The sequence below is a fragment of the Serinicoccus sp. CUA-874 genome, assembly GCF_001942225.1.
GTDB lineage: Bacteria > Actinomycetota > Actinomycetes > Actinomycetales > Dermatophilaceae > Ornithinicoccus > Ornithinicoccus marinus.
In genome coordinates, this window is sequence record NZ_MKJZ01000011.1 from 72,313 (window position 1) to 91,586 (window position 19,274).

Annotated in this window: 19 protein-coding genes and 2 tRNA genes; 14 read left to right on the top strand and 7 right to left on the bottom strand. The window is 71.4% G+C overall.

Annotated elements, in window-relative coordinates:
- The first annotated feature begins 218 nt into the window (after nt 1–218).
- From dnaA to BJF80_RS03990, 8 genes are all read left to right on the top strand, one after another.
- The gene (gene dnaA, locus BJF80_RS03955) at nt 219–1,721 is read left to right on the top strand and encodes a chromosomal replication initiator protein DnaA (protein WP_075811508.1); all 1,503 of its coding nucleotides are present in this window, start codon (nt 219–221) and stop codon (nt 1,719–1,721) included.
- A gap of 523 nt (nt 1,722–2,244) precedes the next feature.
- Nucleotides 2,245–3,378 (top strand): DNA polymerase III subunit beta, encoded by a 1,134-nt coding sequence (gene dnaN, locus BJF80_RS03960; RefSeq protein WP_075811510.1) that lies wholly within the window; start codon nt 2,245–2,247, stop codon nt 3,376–3,378.
- Nucleotides 3,379–3,420: 42 nt separating this feature from the next.
- Nucleotides 3,421–4,428 (top strand): phosphogluconate dehydrogenase (NAD(+)-dependent, decarboxylating), encoded by a 1,008-nt coding sequence (gene gnd, locus BJF80_RS03965; protein WP_075811512.1) that lies wholly within the window; start codon nt 3,421–3,423, stop codon nt 4,426–4,428.
- A gap of 15 nt (nt 4,429–4,443) precedes the next feature.
- Nucleotides 4,444–5,688: a DNA replication/repair protein RecF gene (gene recF / locus BJF80_RS03970; protein WP_075811514.1), complete on the top strand. Its 1,245-nt coding sequence runs from the start codon at nt 4,444–4,446 to the stop codon at nt 5,686–5,688.
- Nucleotides 5,689–5,759: 71 nt separating this feature from the next.
- Complete coding sequence (locus tag BJF80_RS03975) at nt 5,760–6,245, top strand: DciA family protein (protein WP_075811516.1); 486 nt, start codon at nt 5,760–5,762, stop codon at nt 6,243–6,245.
- 291 nt (nt 6,246–6,536) lie between these two features.
- Nucleotides 6,537–8,657 carry a DNA topoisomerase (ATP-hydrolyzing) subunit B gene (gyrB, locus tag BJF80_RS03980; protein ID WP_075812148.1) on the top strand — a complete coding sequence of 707 codons (2,121 nt, stop codon included), beginning with the start codon at nt 6,537–6,539 and terminating at the stop codon, nt 8,655–8,657.
- Between the two features lie 89 nt (nt 8,658–8,746).
- Entirely contained in the window at nt 8,747–11,443 is a 2,697-nt protein-coding gene (gyrA, locus tag BJF80_RS03985; RefSeq protein ID WP_075811518.1) for a DNA gyrase subunit A, read from the top strand.
- Entirely contained in the window at nt 11,440–12,195 is a 756-nt protein-coding gene (locus BJF80_RS03990) for a DUF3566 domain-containing protein (RefSeq protein WP_237767410.1), read from the top strand. Before gyrA ends, BJF80_RS03990 begins: the two co-directional genes overlap by 4 nt.
- 13 nt (nt 12,196–12,208) lie before the next feature.
- Here BJF80_RS03990 and BJF80_RS03995 read toward each other — a convergent pair whose 3' ends face one another.
- The 4 genes from BJF80_RS03995 to BJF80_RS04010 all read right to left on the bottom strand — a co-directional run bounded on the left by BJF80_RS03995 (nt 12,209) and on the right by BJF80_RS04010 (nt 15,055).
- Nucleotides 12,209–13,105, bottom strand: a complete 897-nt coding sequence (locus tag BJF80_RS03995) for a universal stress protein (RefSeq protein ID WP_158068467.1) — start codon at nt 13,103–13,105, stop codon at nt 12,209–12,211.
- A 69-nt stretch (nt 13,106–13,174) separates the two neighbouring features.
- Nucleotides 13,175–13,411 (bottom strand): helix-turn-helix transcriptional regulator, encoded by a 237-nt coding sequence (locus tag BJF80_RS04000; protein ID WP_022923457.1) that lies wholly within the window; start codon nt 13,409–13,411, stop codon nt 13,175–13,177.
- A 7-nt stretch (nt 13,412–13,418) separates the two neighbouring features.
- Nucleotides 13,419–14,270: an ABC transporter permease gene (locus BJF80_RS04005; RefSeq protein WP_075811522.1), complete on the bottom strand. Its 852-nt coding sequence runs from the start codon at nt 14,268–14,270 to the stop codon at nt 13,419–13,421.
- Nucleotides 14,267–15,055, bottom strand: coding sequence for an ATP-binding cassette domain-containing protein (locus tag BJF80_RS04010; RefSeq protein WP_075811524.1), 789 nt, complete (start codon nt 15,053–15,055; stop codon nt 14,267–14,269). The genes BJF80_RS04005 and BJF80_RS04010 overlap by 4 nt, the downstream gene beginning before the upstream one ends.
- 273 nt (nt 15,056–15,328) lie before the next feature.
- Between BJF80_RS04010 and BJF80_RS04015 the strand changes: the two genes are divergently transcribed.
- The 5 genes from BJF80_RS04015 (at nt 15,329) to BJF80_RS04030 (ending at nt 16,707) form a co-directional block, all read left to right on the top strand.
- Nucleotides 15,329–15,405: transfer RNA gene (locus BJF80_RS04015), tRNA-Ile, on the top strand.
- 41 nt (nt 15,406–15,446) lie between these two features.
- A complete protein-coding gene (locus tag BJF80_RS19665; RefSeq protein WP_235585695.1) occupies nt 15,447–15,578 on the top strand; it encodes a DLW-39 family protein in 132 nt (43 codons plus the stop codon).
- A gap of 62 nt (nt 15,579–15,640) precedes the next feature.
- Nucleotides 15,641–15,713: transfer RNA gene (locus BJF80_RS04020), tRNA-Ala, on the top strand.
- A gap of 275 nt (nt 15,714–15,988) precedes the next feature.
- Nucleotides 15,989–16,456 carry a DUF2975 domain-containing protein gene (locus BJF80_RS04025; protein ID WP_075811526.1) on the top strand — a complete coding sequence of 156 codons (468 nt, stop codon included), beginning with the start codon at nt 15,989–15,991 and terminating at the stop codon, nt 16,454–16,456.
- On the top strand, nt 16,456–16,707 hold the full coding sequence (locus BJF80_RS04030) for a helix-turn-helix domain-containing protein (RefSeq protein WP_075811528.1): 252 nt from the start codon (nt 16,456–16,458) through the stop codon (nt 16,705–16,707). Before BJF80_RS04025 ends, BJF80_RS04030 begins: the two co-directional genes overlap by 1 nt.
- Nucleotides 16,708–16,720: 13 nt before the next feature.
- Here BJF80_RS04030 and BJF80_RS04035 read toward each other — a convergent pair whose 3' ends face one another.
- The 3 genes from BJF80_RS04035 to BJF80_RS04045 all read right to left on the bottom strand — a co-directional run bounded on the left by BJF80_RS04035 (nt 16,721) and on the right by BJF80_RS04045 (nt 18,655).
- Complete coding sequence (locus BJF80_RS04035) at nt 16,721–17,413, bottom strand: alpha/beta hydrolase (protein WP_158068468.1); 693 nt, start codon at nt 17,411–17,413, stop codon at nt 16,721–16,723.
- Between the two features lie 223 nt (nt 17,414–17,636).
- Entirely contained in the window at nt 17,637–17,948 is a 312-nt protein-coding gene (locus tag BJF80_RS04040; RefSeq protein WP_075811532.1) for an AzlD domain-containing protein, read from the bottom strand.
- A complete protein-coding gene (locus tag BJF80_RS04045; protein WP_075811534.1) occupies nt 17,945–18,655 on the bottom strand; it encodes an AzlC family ABC transporter permease in 711 nt (236 codons plus the stop codon). The genes BJF80_RS04040 and BJF80_RS04045 overlap by 4 nt, the downstream gene beginning before the upstream one ends.
- A gap of 75 nt (nt 18,656–18,730) precedes the next feature.
- Between BJF80_RS04045 and BJF80_RS04050 the strand changes: the two genes are divergently transcribed.
- The gene (locus BJF80_RS04050) at nt 18,731–19,267 is read left to right on the top strand and encodes a helix-turn-helix domain-containing protein (RefSeq protein WP_237767411.1); all 537 of its coding nucleotides are present in this window, start codon (nt 18,731–18,733) and stop codon (nt 19,265–19,267) included.
- Nucleotides 19,268–19,274: the final 7 nt, after the last annotated feature.

Here is a 19,274-nt window from a genome sequence, read left to right on the forward strand (position 1 = left end):
GAACCGGGCATCCTCACGCATCCGACCAGCACCTTCGCGCACGACACGCCGAGCGGTGCAGATCCGTCGTCCGCGGGCACTTGCGGGTCGCGGGCCGCGCTTGTTAGCGTCGGCGCTTCCGGCACATGCCCACCCTGTCATCCACATCCTGTGGACAAGTGTGTGGACAACCGTCACCGTCGCTTCCTGACCCGGTCCGAGAGGGGCTGAGCCCGCCCATGTCGCAGCCCGCGCCGACCTCCGAGGACGTGTGGGCCCGGGTGGTGGACGAGCTGGAGACCGGGGGGATCGGTGCTCGGGAACGCGCCTTCCTGCAGCTCACCCAGATGGTCGGCCTGCTGGACACGACGGTGCTGTTGGCGGTGCCGTACCCGCATACCAAGGAGATGCTCGAGACGAGCCTGCGTCGCCCCATCGAGGACGGGCTGTCGCGCGAGCTGAACCGGGAGATCCGGGTCGCGATCACCGTCGACGACGCCCTGCGCCAGCGCGTGGAGGACGAGGCGGACGACTCCGAGGACGACTCCCTGACCCGTGAGTCCCTCACCCGGCCGGCGTCCGGGCCGAGCTCCAGCTCCGCTCCTGATCCTGGCGAGCAGGACATCCCCGCCGTCTCGCGGTCGGCGACCAACGGCATACCGCGACCGGCGACGCCAGCCGGTCCCGCGGTCACGGGTGCGGCCGACGAGGCGCGGCTCAACCCGAAGTACACCTTCGACACCTTCGTCTCCGGCCCCTCCAACCGGTTCGCGCACGCCGCCTCGCTCGCGGTGGCCGAGTCCCCCGCCCGTGCCTACAACCCGCTGTTCATCTACGGCGAGTCCGGGCTGGGCAAGACCCACCTGCTGCACGCGATCGGCCACTACGCCCGCAGGCTCTACCCGGGCGTGCGGGTGCGCTACGTGAACTCCGAGGAGTTCACCAACGACTTCATCAACTCCATCCGCGACGACAAGGCCGGCGCCTTCCAGCGGCGCTACCGCAACGTCGACTTCCTCCTCGTAGACGACATACAGTTCCTGCAGGGCAAGGAGCAGACCGTCGAGGAGTTCTTCCACACCTTCAACACGCTGCACAACAGCGAGAAGCAGGTCGTGATCACCTCGGACCAGCCGCCCAAGCGGCTGTCCGGCTTCGCCGAGCGGATGCGGAGCCGGTTCGAGTGGGGACTGCTCACCGACGTGCAGCCCCCCGACCTGGAGACGCGCATCGCCATCCTGCGCAAGAAGGCGGCGCAGGAGGGGATGCAGCTGCCGGACGAGGTGCTCGAGCACATCGCCAGCCGCATCACCACCAACATCCGCGAGCTCGAGGGCGCCCTGATCCGGGTCACGGCCTTCGCGTCGCTGTCGTCGCAACGAGCCGATGCCGACTTGGCCGCGCACGTCCTCAAGGACATCGTCCCCGGCAGCGACACGGCGCAGATCAGCGTGGCGACGATCATCCGCGAGGTGTCCGAGTACTTCCAGATCACGGTGGACGAGCTCTGCGGGACCTCCCGCTCGCGCACCCTGGTCAACGCCCGCCAGATCGCGATGTACCTCTGCCGCGAGCTGACCGACCTGTCGCTGCCGAAGATCGGTCAGGAGTTCGGCGGTCGGGACCACACCACGGTGATGCACGCCGAGCGCAAGATCCGGGCCCAGATCGGTGAAAGGCGGGCGCTCTACGACCAGATCGCCGAGCTCACCGGCGGCATCCGCCGGGCCTCGCAGCGCTGAGCCGACGCCTGCGGTGCCCGGGACCGAGCACCGTCGAGGCCCGCACCTTACCCGACGGTATCCACACCTGTGGATAACCCTGTGCGTTGTTGCTCAGCGTTCACCTTCGTCACATCAGTCTCGATCGGAATGCCGTCCGCCGTCGAAGGCGGCGCTCACCGGCCCTGTGCGCAGGGTGTGGACAGACTGCGGATCATCGCAGCTCAGGCTGGGGAGGAGCGGTGAGGGATGGATCTCGCGCTGGGGATGCTGCGTGACCGTCCCCAGGAGGCCCCGCGCGACCGCGCAGGACGTCCACCGGGCATGCACAGCTCGACAGGCAGTGCGCGTCGGCCCGCCACCAGCGAGGACGCCGCTCTGCGGACGTGGTTGTCCACAGCATCCACAACCCCGATGACGATGACGAGTTCCTTGTCATCCCCGGATCAATCCCCTGCGTCCCTGGGGACGTGCGGCAGCGCGGGACCGACGGACGTGGCAGAGTTGCCCCGAAGACCAACATGTCTGGAAGGTTCGAGGTGTCGTGAAGTTTCGTGTCGAGCGCGATGTGCTCTCTGAGGCGGTGGCGTGGGTCGTCCGCGGCCTGTCCAACCGTCCGCCCGTCCCGGTGCTGGCCGGTGTGCTGCTGACCGCCGACCCGGAGGGGACCCTCACGTTCTCCGCCTACGACTACGAGGTCTCGGCGACCGTCACCGTCGAGGCAGAGGTCTCCGAGGGCGGCCAGGTGCTCGTCCTCGGGCGGCTGCTCGCGGACATCGCGCGGAACCTGCCGGCCAAGCCGGTGGAGGTCTCCACGGACGGCAGCAAGGTCTCGCTGACCTGCGGCTCCAGCAGGTTCTCCCTCATCCAGATGCCCGTGGGCGACTACCCGCAGCTTCCTGGCCAGGCCGAGACCAGCGGGTCGGTGCCCGGCGACTCCTTCACCCAGGCCGTCAACCAGGTCTCGATCGCGGCCGACCGCGGTGACACCCTGCCCATCCTGACCGGGGTCCGGGTGGAGATCGACGGCGAGAAGATCACCATGCTCGCCACGGACCGCTACCGGCTGGCCCAGCGTGAGCTCACATGGTCCCCCGGCAGCAGCGACGCGGACCACGTCTGCCTCATCCCGGCCCGCACCCTCTCCGAGACCGCCAAGTCCCTGGGAGCCAGCGCCTCGGTCGACCTCTCCCTGGGTGAGGCCGGTCGCGGTGACGGTCTGGTCGCCTTCGAGGCAGGGCAGCGGCGCACCACCACGCGGCTGCTGGACGGTGAGTATCCGAAGGTCACCTCCATCTTCCCGTCCTCGGTGGACTCCGTCGCCGTCGTCGACACGCAGGCCTTCATCGAGGCGGTGCGCCGGGTCGCCCTCGTCGCCGAACGCAACACCCCGGTCCGCCTCCGGTTCTCCGAGGGTCAGCTGGCGATCGAGGCCGGCACCGGGGACGACGCCCAGGGCAGCGAGGCGGTCGAGTCCACGCTCGAGGGACCGGAGATCGAGATCGCCTTTAACCCGCAGTTCCTGCTCGACGGCCTGGGAGTGCTCGGGCAGCCCTACACCCGGTTGTCCTTCACGCAGCCCTCCCGTCCCGCCGTCATCTCCGGCCAGCCCGAGCTCGAGGGCGAGGCCGACGACAGCTACCGCTACGTCCTGATGCCGGTGCGTTTCGCCGGCTGAGGCGGCGACGCGCCAGTCCAGTTTCGACCAAGGAGGAGCACCATGAAGATCGGCATGATCGGCCTCGGCAAGATGGGCGGCAACATGCGCGAGCGGCTGCGCCGCGCGGGGCACGAGGTCGTGGGCTTCGACCTCGACGAGCAGGTGCGCGACGTGGACAGCGTCGAGGCGATGGTGGAGGCCCTCGAGGCGCCACGCGTCGTCTGGGTCATGGTGCCGCACGGCAAGCCGACCCGGTCGACCGTCGAGCAGCTCGGCGAGCTGCTGCAGGAGGGCGACCTCATCATCGAGGGGGGCAACTCGAAGTACACCGAGGACCGTGAGCTGGACGCGCTCATGGAGCCCAAGGGCATCGGCTACGTCGACTGCGGGGTCTCCGGCGGCATCTGGGGCCTGGACAACGGCTACGGGCTCATGTGCGGCGGCCGCGAGGCCGACGTGGAGAAGGCCATGCCCGTCTTCGACGCGCTGCGCCCGGAGGGCCCGCGCGAGGAGGGCTTCGTCCACGCGGGCGACGTCGGTGCGGGCCACTACGCCAAGATGGTGCACAACGGCATCGAGTACGGCCTCATGCACGCCTACGCCGAGGGCTTCGAGCTGCTCCTCGCCAAGGACATCGTCAAGGACGTCAAGGGCTGCTTCCAGGCCTGGAGCCGCGGCACCGTGGTCCGCTCCTGGTTGCTGGATCTGCTGGTCAACGCGCTCGGCGAGACCCCCGAGCTCGAGGGCATCGACGAGTACACCACGGACTCCGGCGAGGGGCGCTGGACCGTCGAGGAGGCCATCGAGAACGCCGTGCCCATGCCGGTCATCAGCGCCGCGCTCTTCGCCCGTTTCGCCTCCCGCCAGGAGAACTCCCCCGCCATGCAGGCGGTGGCGGCACTGCGCGGCCAGTTCGGGGGGCACGCGGTGCGCATGCTCGACGACGAGGGGACGCGCGACGCCGACCAGGTCGAGGTGCACCAGGCGCCGAGCCCAAGCACGCCGAGCCGGGCGAGTCCCGCCCCGGCGACGGCTCCTGAGCACGGCCGCCGCCGCAGTCGGCCCTGACCAGACTCGACGCGCGTGCACCTGAGTCATCTCGGGATCGCCGACTTCCGGAGCTATCCGGCGGCCGACGTCGACCTGGCCCCGGGCGTCACCGTGCTGCTGGGGCGCAACGGGCAGGGCAAGACCAACCTCGTCGAGGCCGCCGGTTACGTCGCCTCCCTCAGCAGCCACCGCGTCGCCCAGGACGCCCCGCTCGTCCGGGCGGGCGCCCCGGGGGCGGCGATCGTCCGCGCGACCGTGGTCCGGGACGGCCGCGAGTCCCTGGTCGAGCTGGAGATCGTCCCGGGTCGGGCCAACCGGGCCCGGCTCAACCGCTCGCCGGTCGCGAGGCAACGGGACGTGCTCGGCACCTTGCGCAGCGTGCTCTTCGCCCCCGAGGACCTGGCGCTGGTCAAGGGGGAGCCCGGGGAACGGCGGCGGTTCCTGGACGACCTGCTCGTCGCCCGACAGCCGCGGTGGGCGGCGGTGCGGGCCGACTACGACCGGACGGTCCGGCAGCGCGGTGCGCTGCTCAAGCAGGCCGCCCACCTCTGGCGGGCACCCACGCGTCGGTCCGGCGGACCCCGGCTGGCACCCGGCGAGAGCCTCGAGGACGCGCGCTCCTCTTCGCTGGCCACGCTGGCCGTCTTCGACGACCAGCTGGCCCAGATCGGCGGCGCCTTGCTGTATGCCCGGCTGCGGCTGCTGCGGGACCTCCAGCCCTACCTCGACGAGGCATACCGCACCATCAGCGACAGCGACACCCCAGCGCGCGCCACCTACCGCAGCAGCCTGACCGAGGGGTCCGAGACGGCTCGTGGGCTCGCGGCCGGTGAGGTTCCCGAGCAGACCGAGCTGGTCGCCGCGCTCCTGGGCTCGATCGAGGAGCTCCGCGGCCAGGAGCAGGAGCGCGGGGTATGCCTGGTCGGACCGCACCGTGACGACCTCAGCCTCACCCTGGGTGACCTCCCGGCGAAGGGCTACGCCAGTCATGGGGAGTCGTGGAGCCTGGCGCTCGCGCTCCGGCTGGCCGGCTTCCACCTGCTGCGCCACGACCTCGGCACCGACCCGGTCCTGGTCCTGGACGACGTCTTCGCCGAGCTGGACTCGGGCCGGCGCGAGCGGCTGGCCGACCTGGTGGGCGACTGCGAGCAGGTGCTCGTCACCGCGGCGGTCGCGGCCGACGTCCCGGACCGCTTGCTCGGTGAGGGGTCCAGGGTCTTCGACGTGGAGCTGGGGTCGGTCTCCCGCCGCGAGCAGGCCCCGGGCGCGGCGTCGTGACCCCCGAACGGGACCCTGACCAGACCTCGGGGGATGATCCGGACGACGTCGCAGGGACAGCGACGGAGCCGATGGACGCCGCGCGTGAGGCCCTGACCCGGGCGCGTCGGACGGCCCGCGACATGGGGCTGCGTCCGGGCGCCGCGGGGCGGGCCCGGCGCCACCGGGGGGCGGCGTCCACCGAGCCCGGTGCCGACGGCCGGCGTGACCCGCAGCTCCTGGGGGACGAGGTCGACCGCCTCGTGGCCGGCCGGGGCTGGGCCGACGACGTGCAGGTCGGCGGGGTGGTGGGGCGGTGGCGTGCCATCGTCGGCGACCAGGTGGCGGCCAACGTCGAGGTGGTCGCCTTCGAGGGGAGCACGCTGACCGTCCGGGCCAGGTCGACCGCGTGGGCCACCCAGATGCGGCTGCTGACTTCCACCGTCCTGGGGCGGATCGAGGAGCTGATCGGCGAGGACGTCGTGCGCGAGATCGTGGTGCAGGGACCGGCGGGGCCGCACTGGCGCAAGGGCCCGCTCTCCTCCGGCGGTCGCGGGCCGCGGGACACCTACGGCTGAGTGGTCGGGATCGGCGACGGTGCTCGACGGCGGACGCCCCGCGGGGGCGTCGGGGCGCCGCGCACGTGGGGGGACCCCTGATCCGGGGTCGCATCGCTCACAACCGGCCTCCCGGGCCGCGCACGGCGCTGGGGAGGGTGTGGGAACTCGGAGATGGCGCGCCCGCAGGGTAGACTGAGGCGTCTTTGCCCTTTCACCCGAGGAGCCCCCTTGTCCACTGCCGGACCAGAGCACGGCCCAGGCCCCGATCACGGCGCCGACGGCGAGGACGACCCCGCGGTCGACGTCACGATGCCGGAGCTCCCGGAGGCAGCAGCGGGGAGCGGGGACCCCGGCTCGCTAGCCACCGCCTCGGCCTACGACGCCTCCGCGATCACCGTGCTGGAGGGCCTCGAGGCCGTCCGCAAGCGCCCGGGGATGTACATCGGCTCGACCGGGCCGCGCGGCCTGCACCACCTGGTGTGGGAGATCGTCGACAACGCCGTGGACGAGGCGCTCGCGGGCGAGGCCGACCGGATCGACGTGGCGCTCACCGCGGCGGGCGCCGTCCGGGTGCGGGACAACGGGCGCGGCATCCCGACCGACATCCACCCGGTGGAGAAGAAGCCGGCGGTCGAGCTCGTGCTCACCCAGCTCCACGCCGGCGGCAAGTTCGGCGGCGGCGGCTACAAGGTCTCCGGCGGGCTGCACGGCGTGGGGTCCTCGGTCGTCAACGCCCTGTCCGAGCGGCTGGACGTCGAGGTCCGCCAGCGCGGGAAGGTCTTCACCCAGACCTACCACCTGGGCGTCCCGCAGTCCCCGCTGGCCGAGCGCGCGGCGCAGACCGACGCCGAGCGACAGAGCGGCACCACCGTCACCTTCTGGCCCAGCACCGACATCTTCGACACCGTCGACTTCGACTACGAGACCCTCCGGGCGCGGTTCCAGCAGACCGCCTTCCTCAACAAGGGTCTGACCATCGCCCTGACGGGCGAGCGACCCCGCGAGGTCGAGACCGACGTCGACGCCCTCGACGACGACCCCATCGACGGGGAGGCCGAGCAGGACGAGGACGGCGCGACCCCCGGTGTCGAGCACGCTGACCAGGGTTCGCCCAGCACCGCGAAGGGCCGGCACCACACCTACCGCTACGACAACGGTCTGCTCGACTACGTCACCTACCTCAACAAGTCCAAGCGCAGCGAGCCGGTGCACGAGGACGTCATCGCCTTCGAGAGCACCGATGAGGCGCGCATGCTCAGCCTCGAGGTGGCGATGCAATGGACCAGCGCCTACACCGAGGCGGTCCACACCTACGCCAACGCGGTCAACACCCACGAGGGCGGCACCCACGAGGAGGGCTTCCGCTCGGCCCTCACCCGGCTGGTCAACGACTTCGCCCGGGAGCAGAAGCTGCTCAAGGAGAAGGACCCCAACCTCACCGGCGACGACATCCGCGAGGGTCTCACCGCGGTCATCAGCGTCAAGCTCGGCGAGCCGCAGTTCGAGGGTCAGACCAAGACCAAGCTGGGCAACTCCGAGGTGCGCAGCTTCGTGCAGACGGCGATGTACGAGGAGTTCGGGCACTGGCTGCAGGCGCACCCGCGGGAGGGCAAGGAGATCGTCGGCAAGGCGGTCCAGGCCGCGACCGCGCGCATCGCGGCCCGCAAGGCGCGGGACGCCACCCGCCGCAAGGGCCTGCTGGAGTCCGGTGGGCTGCCGGGCAAGCTGCGCGACTGCCAGACCAACGACCCGACGATCTCCGAGGTCTTCATCGTCGAGGGCGACTCGGCCGGCGGTTCGGCGGTGCGGGGGCGCAACCCGCACAACCAGGCGATCCTGCCGATCCGCGGCAAGATCCTCAACGTCGAGAAGGCCCGGCTGGACAAGATCCTCGCCAACCAGGAGGTGCAGGCGCTCATCAGCGGCTTCGGCACCGGGATCGGCGAGGACTTCGACCTCTCCAAGGCGCGCTACCACAAGATCGTGCTCATGGCCGACGCGGACGTCGACGGTCTGCACATCCGGACCCTGCTGCTCACGCTGCTCTTCCGGTTCATGAAGCCGCTCATCGAGGCCGGGTACGTCTACCTCGCGCAGCCGCCGCTCTACCGGATCAGGTGGACCAATGCCGAGCACCAGTTTGCCTTCACCGACCGGGAGCGCAACGCCCTGCTCGAGGAGGGTGCGGCCAAGGGCTGGCGGCTGCCCAAGGACACCGGCGTGCAGCGCTACAAGGGCCTCGGCGAGATGGACTACGGCGAGCTGTGGGACACCACGATGAACCCGGACACCCGGGTGCTGCTGCAGGTCTCGCTGGAGGACGCCGCCAAGGCCGACGAGATCTTCGCGATCCTCATGGGCGAGGACGTGGAGTCCCGGCGCGCCTTCATCCAGCGCAACGCCCGCGACGTGCGTTTCCTCGACATCTGATCATGCGGGGGGCTCCGCCCCCCGCACACCCCCCAACCGCGTGGCCCCCGCACACCCCCCGAACCGCGTGACTGCATACCGAAGGACCCATGGCTGACGACCAGACCCCCGACCTGCCCGAGATCCCCGACGCCTCCACCGCGGCCCAGAGCGCCGACGCCGCCCTCGAGGCGGCGGTGACCGGCACCGGCGACCGGATCGAGCCGATCGACATCAACGCCGAGATGCAGCGCAGCTACATCGAGTACGCGATGAGCGTCATCGTCTCCCGGGCGCTGCCGGACGTCAGGGACGGCCTCAAGCCGGTGCACCGGCGGGTGCTCTACGCGATGTACGACGGGGGCTACCGCCCGGACCGTGGCTTCAACAAGTGCTCGCGCGTCGTCGGCGACGTCATGGGCAACTACCACCCGCACGGCGACGGCGCGATCTACGACGCCCTGGTCCGGCTGGTCCAGGACTGGTCGATGCGGCACCCGCTGGTGCAGGGGCAGGGCAACTTCGGCACCCCGGGTGACGACCCCGCGGCGGCGCCCCGCTACACCGAGTGCCGGATGCACCCGCTGGCCATGGAGATGGTGCGCGACATCCGCGAGGACACCGTCGACATGGTCGACAACTACGACGGCAAGACGAAGGAGCCGGCCGTCCTCCCGGCGCGCTTCCCGAACCTGCTGGTCAACGGCTCGGCCGGCATCGCGGTCGGCATGGCCACCCAGATCCCGCCGCACAACCTGCGCGAGGTCGCCTCCGGCGCCCAGTGGCTGCTGGACCACCCGGACGCCTCCCGCGAGGAGCTGCTGGAGGCGCTGCTCGAGATCATCCCCGGCCCGGACTTCCCGACCGGCGCCCTGATCATGGGCAAGAAGGGGATCGAGGAGGCATACCGCACCGGCCGGGGCTCGATCATCATGCGGGCCGTGGTCGAGGTCGAGGAGATCCAGGGGCGAACCTGCCTGGTCGCGACCGAGCTGCCCTACCAGGTCAACCCGGACAGCCTGGCCAAGAAGATCGCCGAGCTGGTCAAGGACGGCAAGGTCAGCGGCGTCGCCGACCTGCGCGACGAGACCTCCGGGCGGACCGGGCAGCGACTGGTCATCGTGCTCAAGCGCGACGCCGTCGCCAAGGTCGTGCTCAACAACCTCTACAAGCACACCCAGCTGCAGCAGTCCTTCGGCGCCAACATGCTCGCCCTGGTCGACGGGGTGCCGCGCACGCTGCCGATCTCGGCCTTCATCCGGCACTGGGTGGAGCACCAGGTCGAGGTCATCGTCCGACGCACCCAGTACCGCCTGCGCGAGGCGGAGGAGAAGATCCACGTCTTCCGCGGCTACCTCAAGGCGCTGGACCAGCTCGACGAGGTCATCGCGCTCATCCGGCGCAGCCCGTCGGCGGACGAGGCACGCGAAGGACTCAAGACGCTGCTCGGGATCGACGATCTTCAGGCGCGCGCCATCCTTGACCTGCAGCTGCGCCGGCTCGCCGCGCTCGAGCGGCAGCGGATCCAGGCCGACCACGACGAGCTCGAGGCGCAGATCCTCGAGTTCGAGGACATCCTGGCCAAGCCGGAGCGGCAGCGCGAGATCATCTCCACCGAGCTGACCGAGATCGTCGACAAGTTCGGCGACGACCGGCGGACCAAGATCGACCTCTTCGACGGCGACATGTCGATGGAGGACCTCATCCCCGAGGAGGACGTGGTCGTCACGATCACCCGGGGCGGCTACGTCAAGCGGACCCCGGTGCGGGAGTACCGAGCGCAGAACCGCGGCGGCCGGGGCAAGCGCGGCGCCGCGCTGCGGGCCGACGACGTGGTGCAGCACTTCTTCGTGACCAGCACCCACCACTGGATGCTGTTCTTCACCGACCAGGGCCGGGTCTACCGGTCCAAGGCCTACGAGTTCCCCGAGGCCGGACCCACCGGCAAGGGGCAGCACGTCGCCAACCTCATGGCCTTCCAGCCGGACGAGACGATCCGCTCGGTGCTACCGCTGCGCGACTACGAGCAGGCGCCCTATCTGCTGCTCGCGACGAAGAACGGCCTGGTCAAGAAGTCGCGGCTGCCGGACTACGACTCGGCCCGCTCCGGCGGGCTCATCGCGGTGAACCTGCGCGAAGGCGACGAGCTCGTCGGCGCCGCGCTGGCGCACGGCGACGACGACGTGCTCCTCGTCTCCGGCGGTGGGCAGTCGGTCCGCTTCCCGGCGGCGGACGACACGCTGCGACCGATGGGTCGTGCGACCTCGGGCGTGACCGGGATGAAGTTCCGCGGCGAGGACCACCTGCTCGCCATGCAGGTCGTCGCGGCCGGCACCGATCCCTTCGTCTTCGTGGTCTTCGAGTCGGGGATGGCCAAGCGCACCCCGGTCTCGCAGTACCGCGTGCAGGGTCGCGGCGGCCTCGGCATCAAGGTCGCGAAGTCGACGGACAAGGCCGGTCAGGTCGTCGGGGCGCTGCTCGTCGACGAGACCGACGAGGTGCTCGTCCTCACCGAGCGCGGCAACGTCGTGCGGTCCCGGGTGGGTGGCGAGAACGGCGTGCGCGTCACGGGCCGCGACACCAGCGGGGTCATCTTCGCCCGGCCGGGCAAGGGCGACGCCATCGTGGCGGTCGCCCGCAACGCCGAGGCTGCCGCCGAGGAGGAGCTCGTCGAGGCCGGCGGTGAGCCGGTGGGCGGCGCGGATGCACCGCCCGTGGCGGGCGATGGCGTACCGTCGGGTCAGGTCGAGCAGTCCGAGTCGACCGCCGAGGTCGACACCGACAGCACCGAGGGAGATGGAGCATGAGCGGCACGTCTGGGACGTCCGGGCCGGCTGCGTCCTCCACCGACGAGACGCAGGTGCACGAGAAGGCGCGGCCCGAGAGGACCACGGAGCCCGATCCGGCGCCGGACGCCGACGCGCAGGCCTCGGGCGAGAGCCGCTCCGCCGCCGCCAAGATGAAGGACGGCGCGCTCGCCCGGACCGCCCAGGGACGGGACCTCGCCGCCCGCAAGGCTCGTGCGCTGCGCGGGGCCACCGCCGGCATGGCCTCCGGGTCGGCAGCCGGGGCGAGCGCGGGCCGCGGAGCCGCCGGACGCGGTGCCGCGGCGCGTGACGGGGCGCCGGCCAGCACGGCCCGCACCTCGGGCAACAGGGTTCCCTCGCGACCGGCCCCGCGGCGCGGAGGGCCTCGCCGCGTCCGCCTGACCGCGCAGCGCATCGACCCCTGGTCGGTGCTCAAGATCAGCTTCCTGGTCTCGGTCGCCCTGGGCATCTCCGGCGTGGTCATGGTCGCGGTGCTGTGGACGGTCCTGTCGGGGATGAACGTCTTCTCCACGATCAACGACTTCCTCACCCAGATCACCAGCGGTGAGGCGAGCGGACCGACGATCGACCTCACCGACTACCTCGGCTTCAGCCGGGTGCTGTCGCTGGCGGCGGTGCTCGGCGTGCTCAACGTCTTCCTGCTCACCGCGCTCGCGACCCTGTCGGCGTTCCTCTACAACATCTGCGCCGCCCTCGTCGGCGGCGCCCAGGTGACGCTCTCCGACGAGTGAGCCCGGTGCCCGCTCAGGGCACCACCTGCACCGCGACCTCGCTCAGATGGAGCATGTGCGAGGTGGTCGACCCGAGCACCATCACCGACAACCGGCCGTGCCCGCGGCTGCCGAGCACGAGCAGACCCGCGCCCTCGGTGGCGGCCAGCAGGCTCTCCTCGGTGCGGCCGGACGGCGTGTCCGTGCTGACGGTGAGCCTCTCATCGCGCTCACGGACATGGTCGGCGGCCTGCCGGACGACGTCCTGGGCCCGGGCGAGTGCGGCCTCCCCCGCGTCCTCGATCGTGCGGTAGCCCACGGGGGGCAGGCCCCAGGGGTCCTCGTGCGGTTGCTCCCAGCTGCAGACCAGCCGCAGCTCGGCTCCCCACAGCTGCGCCTGACGTAGACCCTCCTCCAGGGCCCGGTCCCCGCTGACCGACCCGTCGACCCCCACCACCACCGGGCTCCCGGGGCCGGGGACCGGGGCGTCGTGCGGGACGACCGTGACCGGGCACCGTGAGTGGCCGGTGATCCCGTAGGCCGTGGTGCCGACGAGGGCCCGCCGCACCCGTCCGAGCCCTCGGGTCCCGACGACCACACCGGCGGCCTGCGCCGACGCCTCGTCGAGGGCCTGTCGCGGGCTGAGCAGCGAGGAGCGGGCCGAGACGTCGACCTCGGGCTGCTGCTCGCGGGCGAGCTGTGCACCCGCCTCGGCCGCCCGCAGCGAGGCCTGTCGGACCTTCTCCGGGCCCCACAGGCCCGCGACCTCATCCTGGGCGTAGACGATCCGGTCCGCCGCGTGCAGCACGACCAGCGGTTGCCGGGCCCGAGCCGCTGCTCCCGCCGCCCAGCTCACCGCCTGCTCCGCGCTCTCGGACCCGTCGTAGCCCACCACCAGGGGGCGTGCCGAGCGTCCGTTCTGGTCGGTCATGATCCACCACTCCTTCGTCACGATCTATGACACAGTGTAGTAGAGACGCGGCAGGTGGGGAAGCCCTGCTCAGCCCCGACCGACCGGCGGGAAGGGGGAGCGGCTGAAGACCGCCTCGACCGGGAGCTCGAAGAACTCCGCGATCTGCAGCGCCAGCAGGAGGGACGGGCTGTACTCACCACGCTCGAGGTAGCCCACCGTCTGGTAGTGGACCCCGAGCGCCTGCGCCAGCTCCCGCCGGCTGATGCCACGGTCCACCCGGAGCACGGCGATCCGGTTGTGCAGCGGTTCTGACTCGCTCGGCATACCGGGATCAATATCCCTTCGCGAGCACCCGCTCGCGCGCCGCCTGCACCGCGCTGCCGGACTGACGCCGCGCCATCCGCCGCAGCAGCACGGGAGCCACGAGCACCCCGACGACGGCCCAGGCGAGGAGCACCCCCAGCGCCAGCACGAGGCGGAACTCCCCGCCCACCTCGGCGGCCGCCGCGCTCTCCGGCAGCAGCACCGAACGCACCGCGACGCCGATCCAGTAGAGCGGACTGAGCTGAGCCAGCCACTGCAGCGGCGCCGGCCACCCCGCGACGGGATAGAAGACGCCGGAGAGGGCGGCGACGGCATACATCGAGATCATCGCCCAGGCCAGCCCCATCATGGTGCGGAAGACCGACCCGAGCACGGCGCCCCAGGGCAGCATCGCCACGACGCCCAGCAGGAAGACGAGGCCCAGCAGCAGCCACCGGCCCGGCCCGGTCTCCCTCAGCTCGGGCAGCAGCACCGCGGCCCCGACCATCGCCGGCAGCACCGGGATGAGCGCGTCGACCGGGGCGGCGACGAGCTTGGCGACGAGGTGACCGGTCATGCCGTGGGGCACCGCCTTGGCGCGCAGCAGGGTGCCGTCCTCACGCTCGGCCTGCAGCTCGCCGGCGACGCCGAGGACCGCGGCGGCGATGACGCCGAAGGCGAGGAACCCGCAGAAGATGTAGCCGCCGGCGCCCACCTGGGCTGCGCCGAACTCCAGGTCGCGCAGGAACCACATCACGACCAGGACGAGCAGCGACATGATGACGGTGGTGATGCCGTTGGCGGAGGTGTACTTGCGGATCATCGTGATCCGCGCCTGCCGCGTAGCGGCGCCGACGACGGCGCGGGGGATGGTGCTCATCGGAGGGCCTCCAGCGGAGTGGGGTCCAGGGTGGGCCGGGTGTCGGAATCGGCGGCCCCGGAGCGCTGCACGATGTCGAGGTAGACGTCCTCCAGCGAGGCGGCGCGCACCTCGAGCACCTCCACCTCGCCCGGGAGAGAGGTCAGCACCTGCGTCAGGTATGCCGTGGGGTCCGCCTCGGCGTGCACGCTCACCTCGCCCGTGGCCCGGTCTCGAAGGCGCACCTCGCTGGAGCGCGAGAGCTGGAGCCGTAGGGCGTCCGGCGTGCCATCCGCGACGATCCGACCCCCGGCGAGGATGAGCAGCCGGTCGGCGATCTTCTCGGCCTCGGCCAGGTCGTGCGTCGTGACGAGCACCGTGGTGTCCAGGTCGGCGAGGTCCGCGACGAGGTCGTGCACGTCGCGGCGGCCGGCCGGGTCGAGCCCGGTCGTCGGTTCGTCGAGGAAGAGCACCTCGGGTCGGCCGACCAGCCCGATGGCGACGTCCAGCCGGCGCCGCTGACCGCCGGAGAGCTTGTCGATGCGCTGGCGGGCGTGCTCGGCGAGACCCACGCGGGCCAGCAACTCGGCCGTGGGCCAGGGGCGCTGGACCTGCGCCGTGGCGTAGGCGCGTAGTAAGCCCCATGACCTCGATGAGGTCGGCAACCCGCCAGGTGCCGTGGTCGCGCCAGCTCTGCAGCACGACGCCGACGCGGGCGCGCCAGGCTTCGGGGGCGGTCGTGGGGGCCTGGTCGAGCACCGTGACCTCGCCCGACGAGGGCTGCCGGAAGCCTCCAGGATCTCCACGGTCGTCGTCTTGCCGGCCCCGTTGGGGCCGAGCAGTGCGAGACCTGCCCGCGGTGGATGTCCAGATCGATGCCATCGAGGACGAGGTGGTCGCCGTACGACATCGACAGGCCGCGGCAGCTGATCACGGGTACGGGAGGCATGACGGCAATGTAGTAGGTCTACTATATATGGTGCAAGTACTACTACTCGGGGGAGGGTCGGGTGCCGACGTTTTGGTGGCGCCAGCGACGGTGGGGTAACCTCGATTTTCGCGTGCGTCGCACGTGGAGCGGGCCTATAGCTCAGTCGGTTAGAGCGCTGTCCTGATAAGACAGAGGTCACTGGTTCAAGTCCAGTTAGGCCCACCACCCGCCCCGCTGGTGTCGACCCGACAGGAAGGTGATCGACGATGAAGCGTCTCCTCATGGTGGCTGCGGCCGCCGCCGGACTCGTCGCCCTCAAGCGCATGCAGGACCAGCAGGCTGAGCGTGACCTCTGGGCCGAGGCCACCGACGACGTGCCGGGCCAGCCCGGTCAGTAACCCCCGGGACCGCCTGGTCCACCCCCGCGCGGCTTCCTGCGCGGCACAACTGCATACCCCTCGGGGGCGTGGCGCAATTGGTAGCGCATCTGCTTTGCAAGCAGAGGGTTGTCGGTTCGAGTCCGGTCGCCTCCACCCGAGCACGACGCCCGACCACCCTGAGCGGTCGGGCCGTCTTCATGACCGCTCGCTCCCCCTTGCGTGACATATCGTTTGTCGATACTATCGAGAAACGATATGCCTCAGATCGGGGCGTCCGAGTCAAGGAGGACCATCGTGGGGACGGACAAGAAGCGACGCGGCATGGACTGGGCACGGTTCGACCGGGCCGACAAGATCGCGACGACCGCGGTGCTCTGGCTGGCCGTCGGTGCGTCGGCGGCATACGGCTCTTCATCAGCCTGGACTGGATGCTGCGCCGGCAGGTCACCCTCGTGGGCGTCCCACTCGAGGTCGACGCGGGTGCCGCAGGCACGGGGCGTGTGGTGGGGATGCCGGATGCACAGGTGCTGGTCGACGGCGTGTCGGCGGGTCACTTCGCCCTGCTGATGGCCCCTCAGGTGCTGTCCCTGGCCGCGATGGTCTGGGGTGCCGTCCTGGTGACGGGTCTGCTGCGGGACATGGGCCGTGGGGAGCCCTTCACCCGGGTCAATGTGGGGCGGTTGAGAGTGCTGGCTCTGCTGCTGGTGGTGGTGCCGATCGTGGCCGACTTCGTCACAGCGGTCGCCACGGCGGAGATCCTCGTGGCCAGAGATGTGCGCGTCGTCGCTGTCGAGTTCTCGTTCGGATGGATGGTCGCAGGGTTGCTGCTCGCAGCGATTGCCCAGGCCTTCGCCAACGGCACGAAGCTGCGCGCCGACGTGGACGGGTTGGTCTGATGCCACCCGAGGAGGGGCACCGGGTCGTCTGCCACCTGGACGAGCTCCTCGCCGCCCGGGGTATGACGGTCGCCGCCCTGGCTGAGGCCGTCGGCGTCACACCGGTGAATCTCTCGGTGCTCAAGAACGACCGGGCCAAGGCCATCCGGTTCTCCACGCTCACGGCGATCTGCGAGGTGCTCGGCTGCGAGGTCGGGGAGCTTCTCAGCGTCGGCCCGGCAGCAGTGGTGCAGGCCGACCGCTCCGGGTGAGGCTCGGGCGACGTCAGCCGTTCTCGACGGAGTCGAGCAGGTCCGCGGTGGCCCGGGCGATCTGCGTCTGGGCGGCCTCGCGGGAGACACCGGGCCTGCCGTCGCCCGGCTGCTCGCCGTAGTCACCGAAGTAGGAGTGCACGGCTCCCTCGATCTCGACCGGACGGGTGTCGGGCGGCAGGTCGGTCAGGCCGGCCTCGACGTCCGCCGGCGGGGCGAGCCCGTCCTCGCTGCCGTAGATCGTGCTCACCGCGAGGTCGTCGCGCCCGCGGAGATCACCCAGCGGGTACGACGCCCACAGCAGCAGCCCGTCGATCTCGTCGGGGTGGTCCTCGGCATACCGCGACGCGACGACGCCACCCAGGCTGTGCCCACCCACGGTCCAGTGCTCGATCTGTGGGTGGTCCTCGATCACCCCGGCGGGTGCGCCGAGGGCCGTGAAGCCGATCCCGAAGGGTTGCTCGACCACGACGACGAGGTGACCCTGCGCGGCGATGTCGCTCAGCAGGGGCAGGTAGGCGCGTGGGTCGACGCGGGCACCGGGCTGGAAGATCAGACCGCCGGTCACCTCTTCCCCGCTCGGCGTCAGCGTGAGCCGGGTGGGGCTGTCGGTGACGGTCACGGCGTCGGTGCCGGCCAGCAGCCTCAGCGCCTCGGGCGACGCCCCGAAGGGCCGCAGCCAGACCAGCACCCCGAGGACGAGCACCGCCCCGAGGATCAGGACACCCCGGCCGAGCAGCCGCAGCCAGCGCGGTCCTGCGCCGCCGACCCTGCCGCCACGCCCAGCAGGAGCGGGATAGAGGAGACCCGACGGGCCGTCGTCGCGGTCACCCGGTGATTGTCACGCCGCCCGGGAGCCTGGGCAAGGTCGTGCACGTCAGGCACCCGTCTCGACGGTGCATCTCGTGCGCAACCATGCTCAGGTCGGGTCAGGGGAGCCCGGCCAGCCGGCCGAGCGCGGCGGCTACCGCGCCGGCGACGACGACCACGAGGAAGGGTGCCCGCAGCTTCAGCGCCACCACCCCGGCCGCCAGGGCGAGCACGCGGGAGTCGAGCGTGGGGCGCTGCCCGTCGGCGACGGCGTTCATCATCACCAGGGACGCGAGCAGCCCGACGGTCATGCACGCGGAGATGCGCATGATCGCCGGCGACTCCAGCACCCGCTGCGGCACGAGGTAGCCGCTGAGCTTGGTCAGGTAGGCCAGGGCGCAGGCGCCGAGGATCCACAGCCACAGCGTCACGCCCCCACCCCCGTCGGCGCGGTGCGCTCCCGGCGCAGCTGCAGCCAGCCGATCGTGGCGGCGACGGCGGCGGCCACGAGGATGGGCACGCCCGGCGGCACGAGGGGTATGCACAGCACCGTCACCACCGCGCAGACCGCGGCGATCGCCCACGGCTCGCGTCCTCGCAGCCGGGGCCAGAGCAGCCCCAGGAAGGCTGCCACCGCGGCACCGTCCAGGCCCCAGCGCTGGGGGTCGCCCATCGCGTCGCCGGCGAGCGCGCCGACGAGGGTCATGAGGTTCCAGAGCAGGAAGATGCCGAGGCCGGCGACCCAGAACCCGCGCGCCTGCTCCGCACGGTCCTCCTGCGCGAGGGCCGTGGCGGTGGACTCGTCGATAGTCACGTGCGCCGCGGCGAGGCGGCGCCAACCGCGGGGCCGCAGCAGGGCGTTGATCTGCATCGCGTAGACCCCGTTGCGCAGCCCGAGCAGCGTGGAGGCCCCGGCCGCGGACGCCGCAGAGCCGCCCCCGGCGATGACCCCGATGAAGGCGAACTGCGAGCCACCGGAGAAGGTGAGCAGGCTGAGGGCGCACACCTCGAGGACCCCGAGCCCGCTCGCCGTGCCCAGCGCGCCGAAGGAGACGCCGTAGGCACCGGTCGCGACGGCGATCGACAGACCGGTGCGGGCGGCGGGGCTCTCACGCAGCAGGGCGGTGGCGGCGGGCATACCGCTAGGATGCAGAGCATGAGCAGCGTTCGTCAAACCGAACACTTCGACCATTCTGGTGAACGTGGTCAGGCGGTGGGCCGTCTCGCCGCCGCCGTGCGTGCCGAGCGCGACCGCGCCGGCCTCAGCCTGTCCGAGCTCGCCCGGCGGGCCGGTCTGTCCAAGTCGACGTTGTCGCAGCTCGAGGCCGGGAAGGGCAACCCGGGCGTCGAGACGGTCTGGTCGCTGGCCACCGTCCTCGGGGTGCCGTTCTCGGCGCTCATCGACCCGCCGCAGCCGGAGCGAGCCCTCGTGCGCGCCGGGGCCGGTGACCCGACCCGCTCCGACCTCGCGGACTACAGCGCCCTGGTCCTGTCGCACAGCCCGCCGAACGTGCGGCGCGACCTCTACCGCATCGACGCCGAGCCGGGCGCCGTCAAGGTGTCGGCCCCGCACGCGTCGGGGACGGTCGAGCACGTGGTCCTCATCGCCGGCCGCGCCCGGGCCGGCGCGCAGGACGACCCGACCGAGCTCGGACCCGGCGACTACCTGCGCTACCCGGGCGACGTCGCCCACGTCTTCGAGGCCCTGGAGCCCGGCACCAGCGCGGTGATGGTGTCCCAGCAGCGGTGAGAGCTGC

Coding starts and splice junctions, on each gene's coding strand:
- dnaA (WP_075811508.1), top strand. CDS start 219: ATGTCGCAGCCCGCGCCGACCTCCGAGGACGTGTGGGCCCGGGTGGTG.
- gnd (WP_075811512.1), top strand. CDS start 3,421: ATGAAGATCGGCATGATCGGCCTCGGCAAGATGGGCGGCAACATGCGC.
- BJF80_RS03975 (WP_075811516.1), top strand. CDS start 5,760: ATGGACGCCGCGCGTGAGGCCCTGACCCGGGCGCGTCGGACGGCCCGC.
- gyrB (WP_075812148.1), top strand. CDS start 6,537: ATGCCGGAGCTCCCGGAGGCAGCAGCGGGGAGCGGGGACCCCGGCTCG.
- gyrA (WP_075811518.1), top strand. CDS start 8,747: ATGGCTGACGACCAGACCCCCGACCTGCCCGAGATCCCCGACGCCTCC.
- BJF80_RS03990 (WP_237767410.1), top strand. CDS start 11,440: ATGAGCGGCACGTCTGGGACGTCCGGGCCGGCTGCGTCCTCCACCGAC.
- BJF80_RS03995 (WP_158068467.1), bottom strand. CDS start 13,105: ATGACCGACCAGAACGGACGCTCGGCACGCCCCCTGGTGGTGGGCTAC.
- BJF80_RS04000 (WP_022923457.1), bottom strand. CDS start 13,411: ATGCCGAGCGAGTCAGAACCGCTGCACAACCGGATCGCCGTGCTCCGG.
- BJF80_RS04005 (WP_075811522.1), bottom strand. CDS start 14,270: ATGAGCACCATCCCCCGCGCCGTCGTCGGCGCCGCTACGCGGCAGGCG.
- BJF80_RS19665 (WP_235585695.1), top strand. CDS start 15,447: ATGAAGCGTCTCCTCATGGTGGCTGCGGCCGCCGCCGGACTCGTCGCC.
- BJF80_RS04025 (WP_075811526.1), top strand. CDS start 15,989: ATGCTGCGCCGGCAGGTCACCCTCGTGGGCGTCCCACTCGAGGTCGAC.
- BJF80_RS04030 (WP_075811528.1), top strand. CDS start 16,456: ATGCCACCCGAGGAGGGGCACCGGGTCGTCTGCCACCTGGACGAGCTC.
- BJF80_RS04045 (WP_075811534.1), bottom strand. CDS start 18,655: ATGCCCGCCGCCACCGCCCTGCTGCGTGAGAGCCCCGCCGCCCGCACC.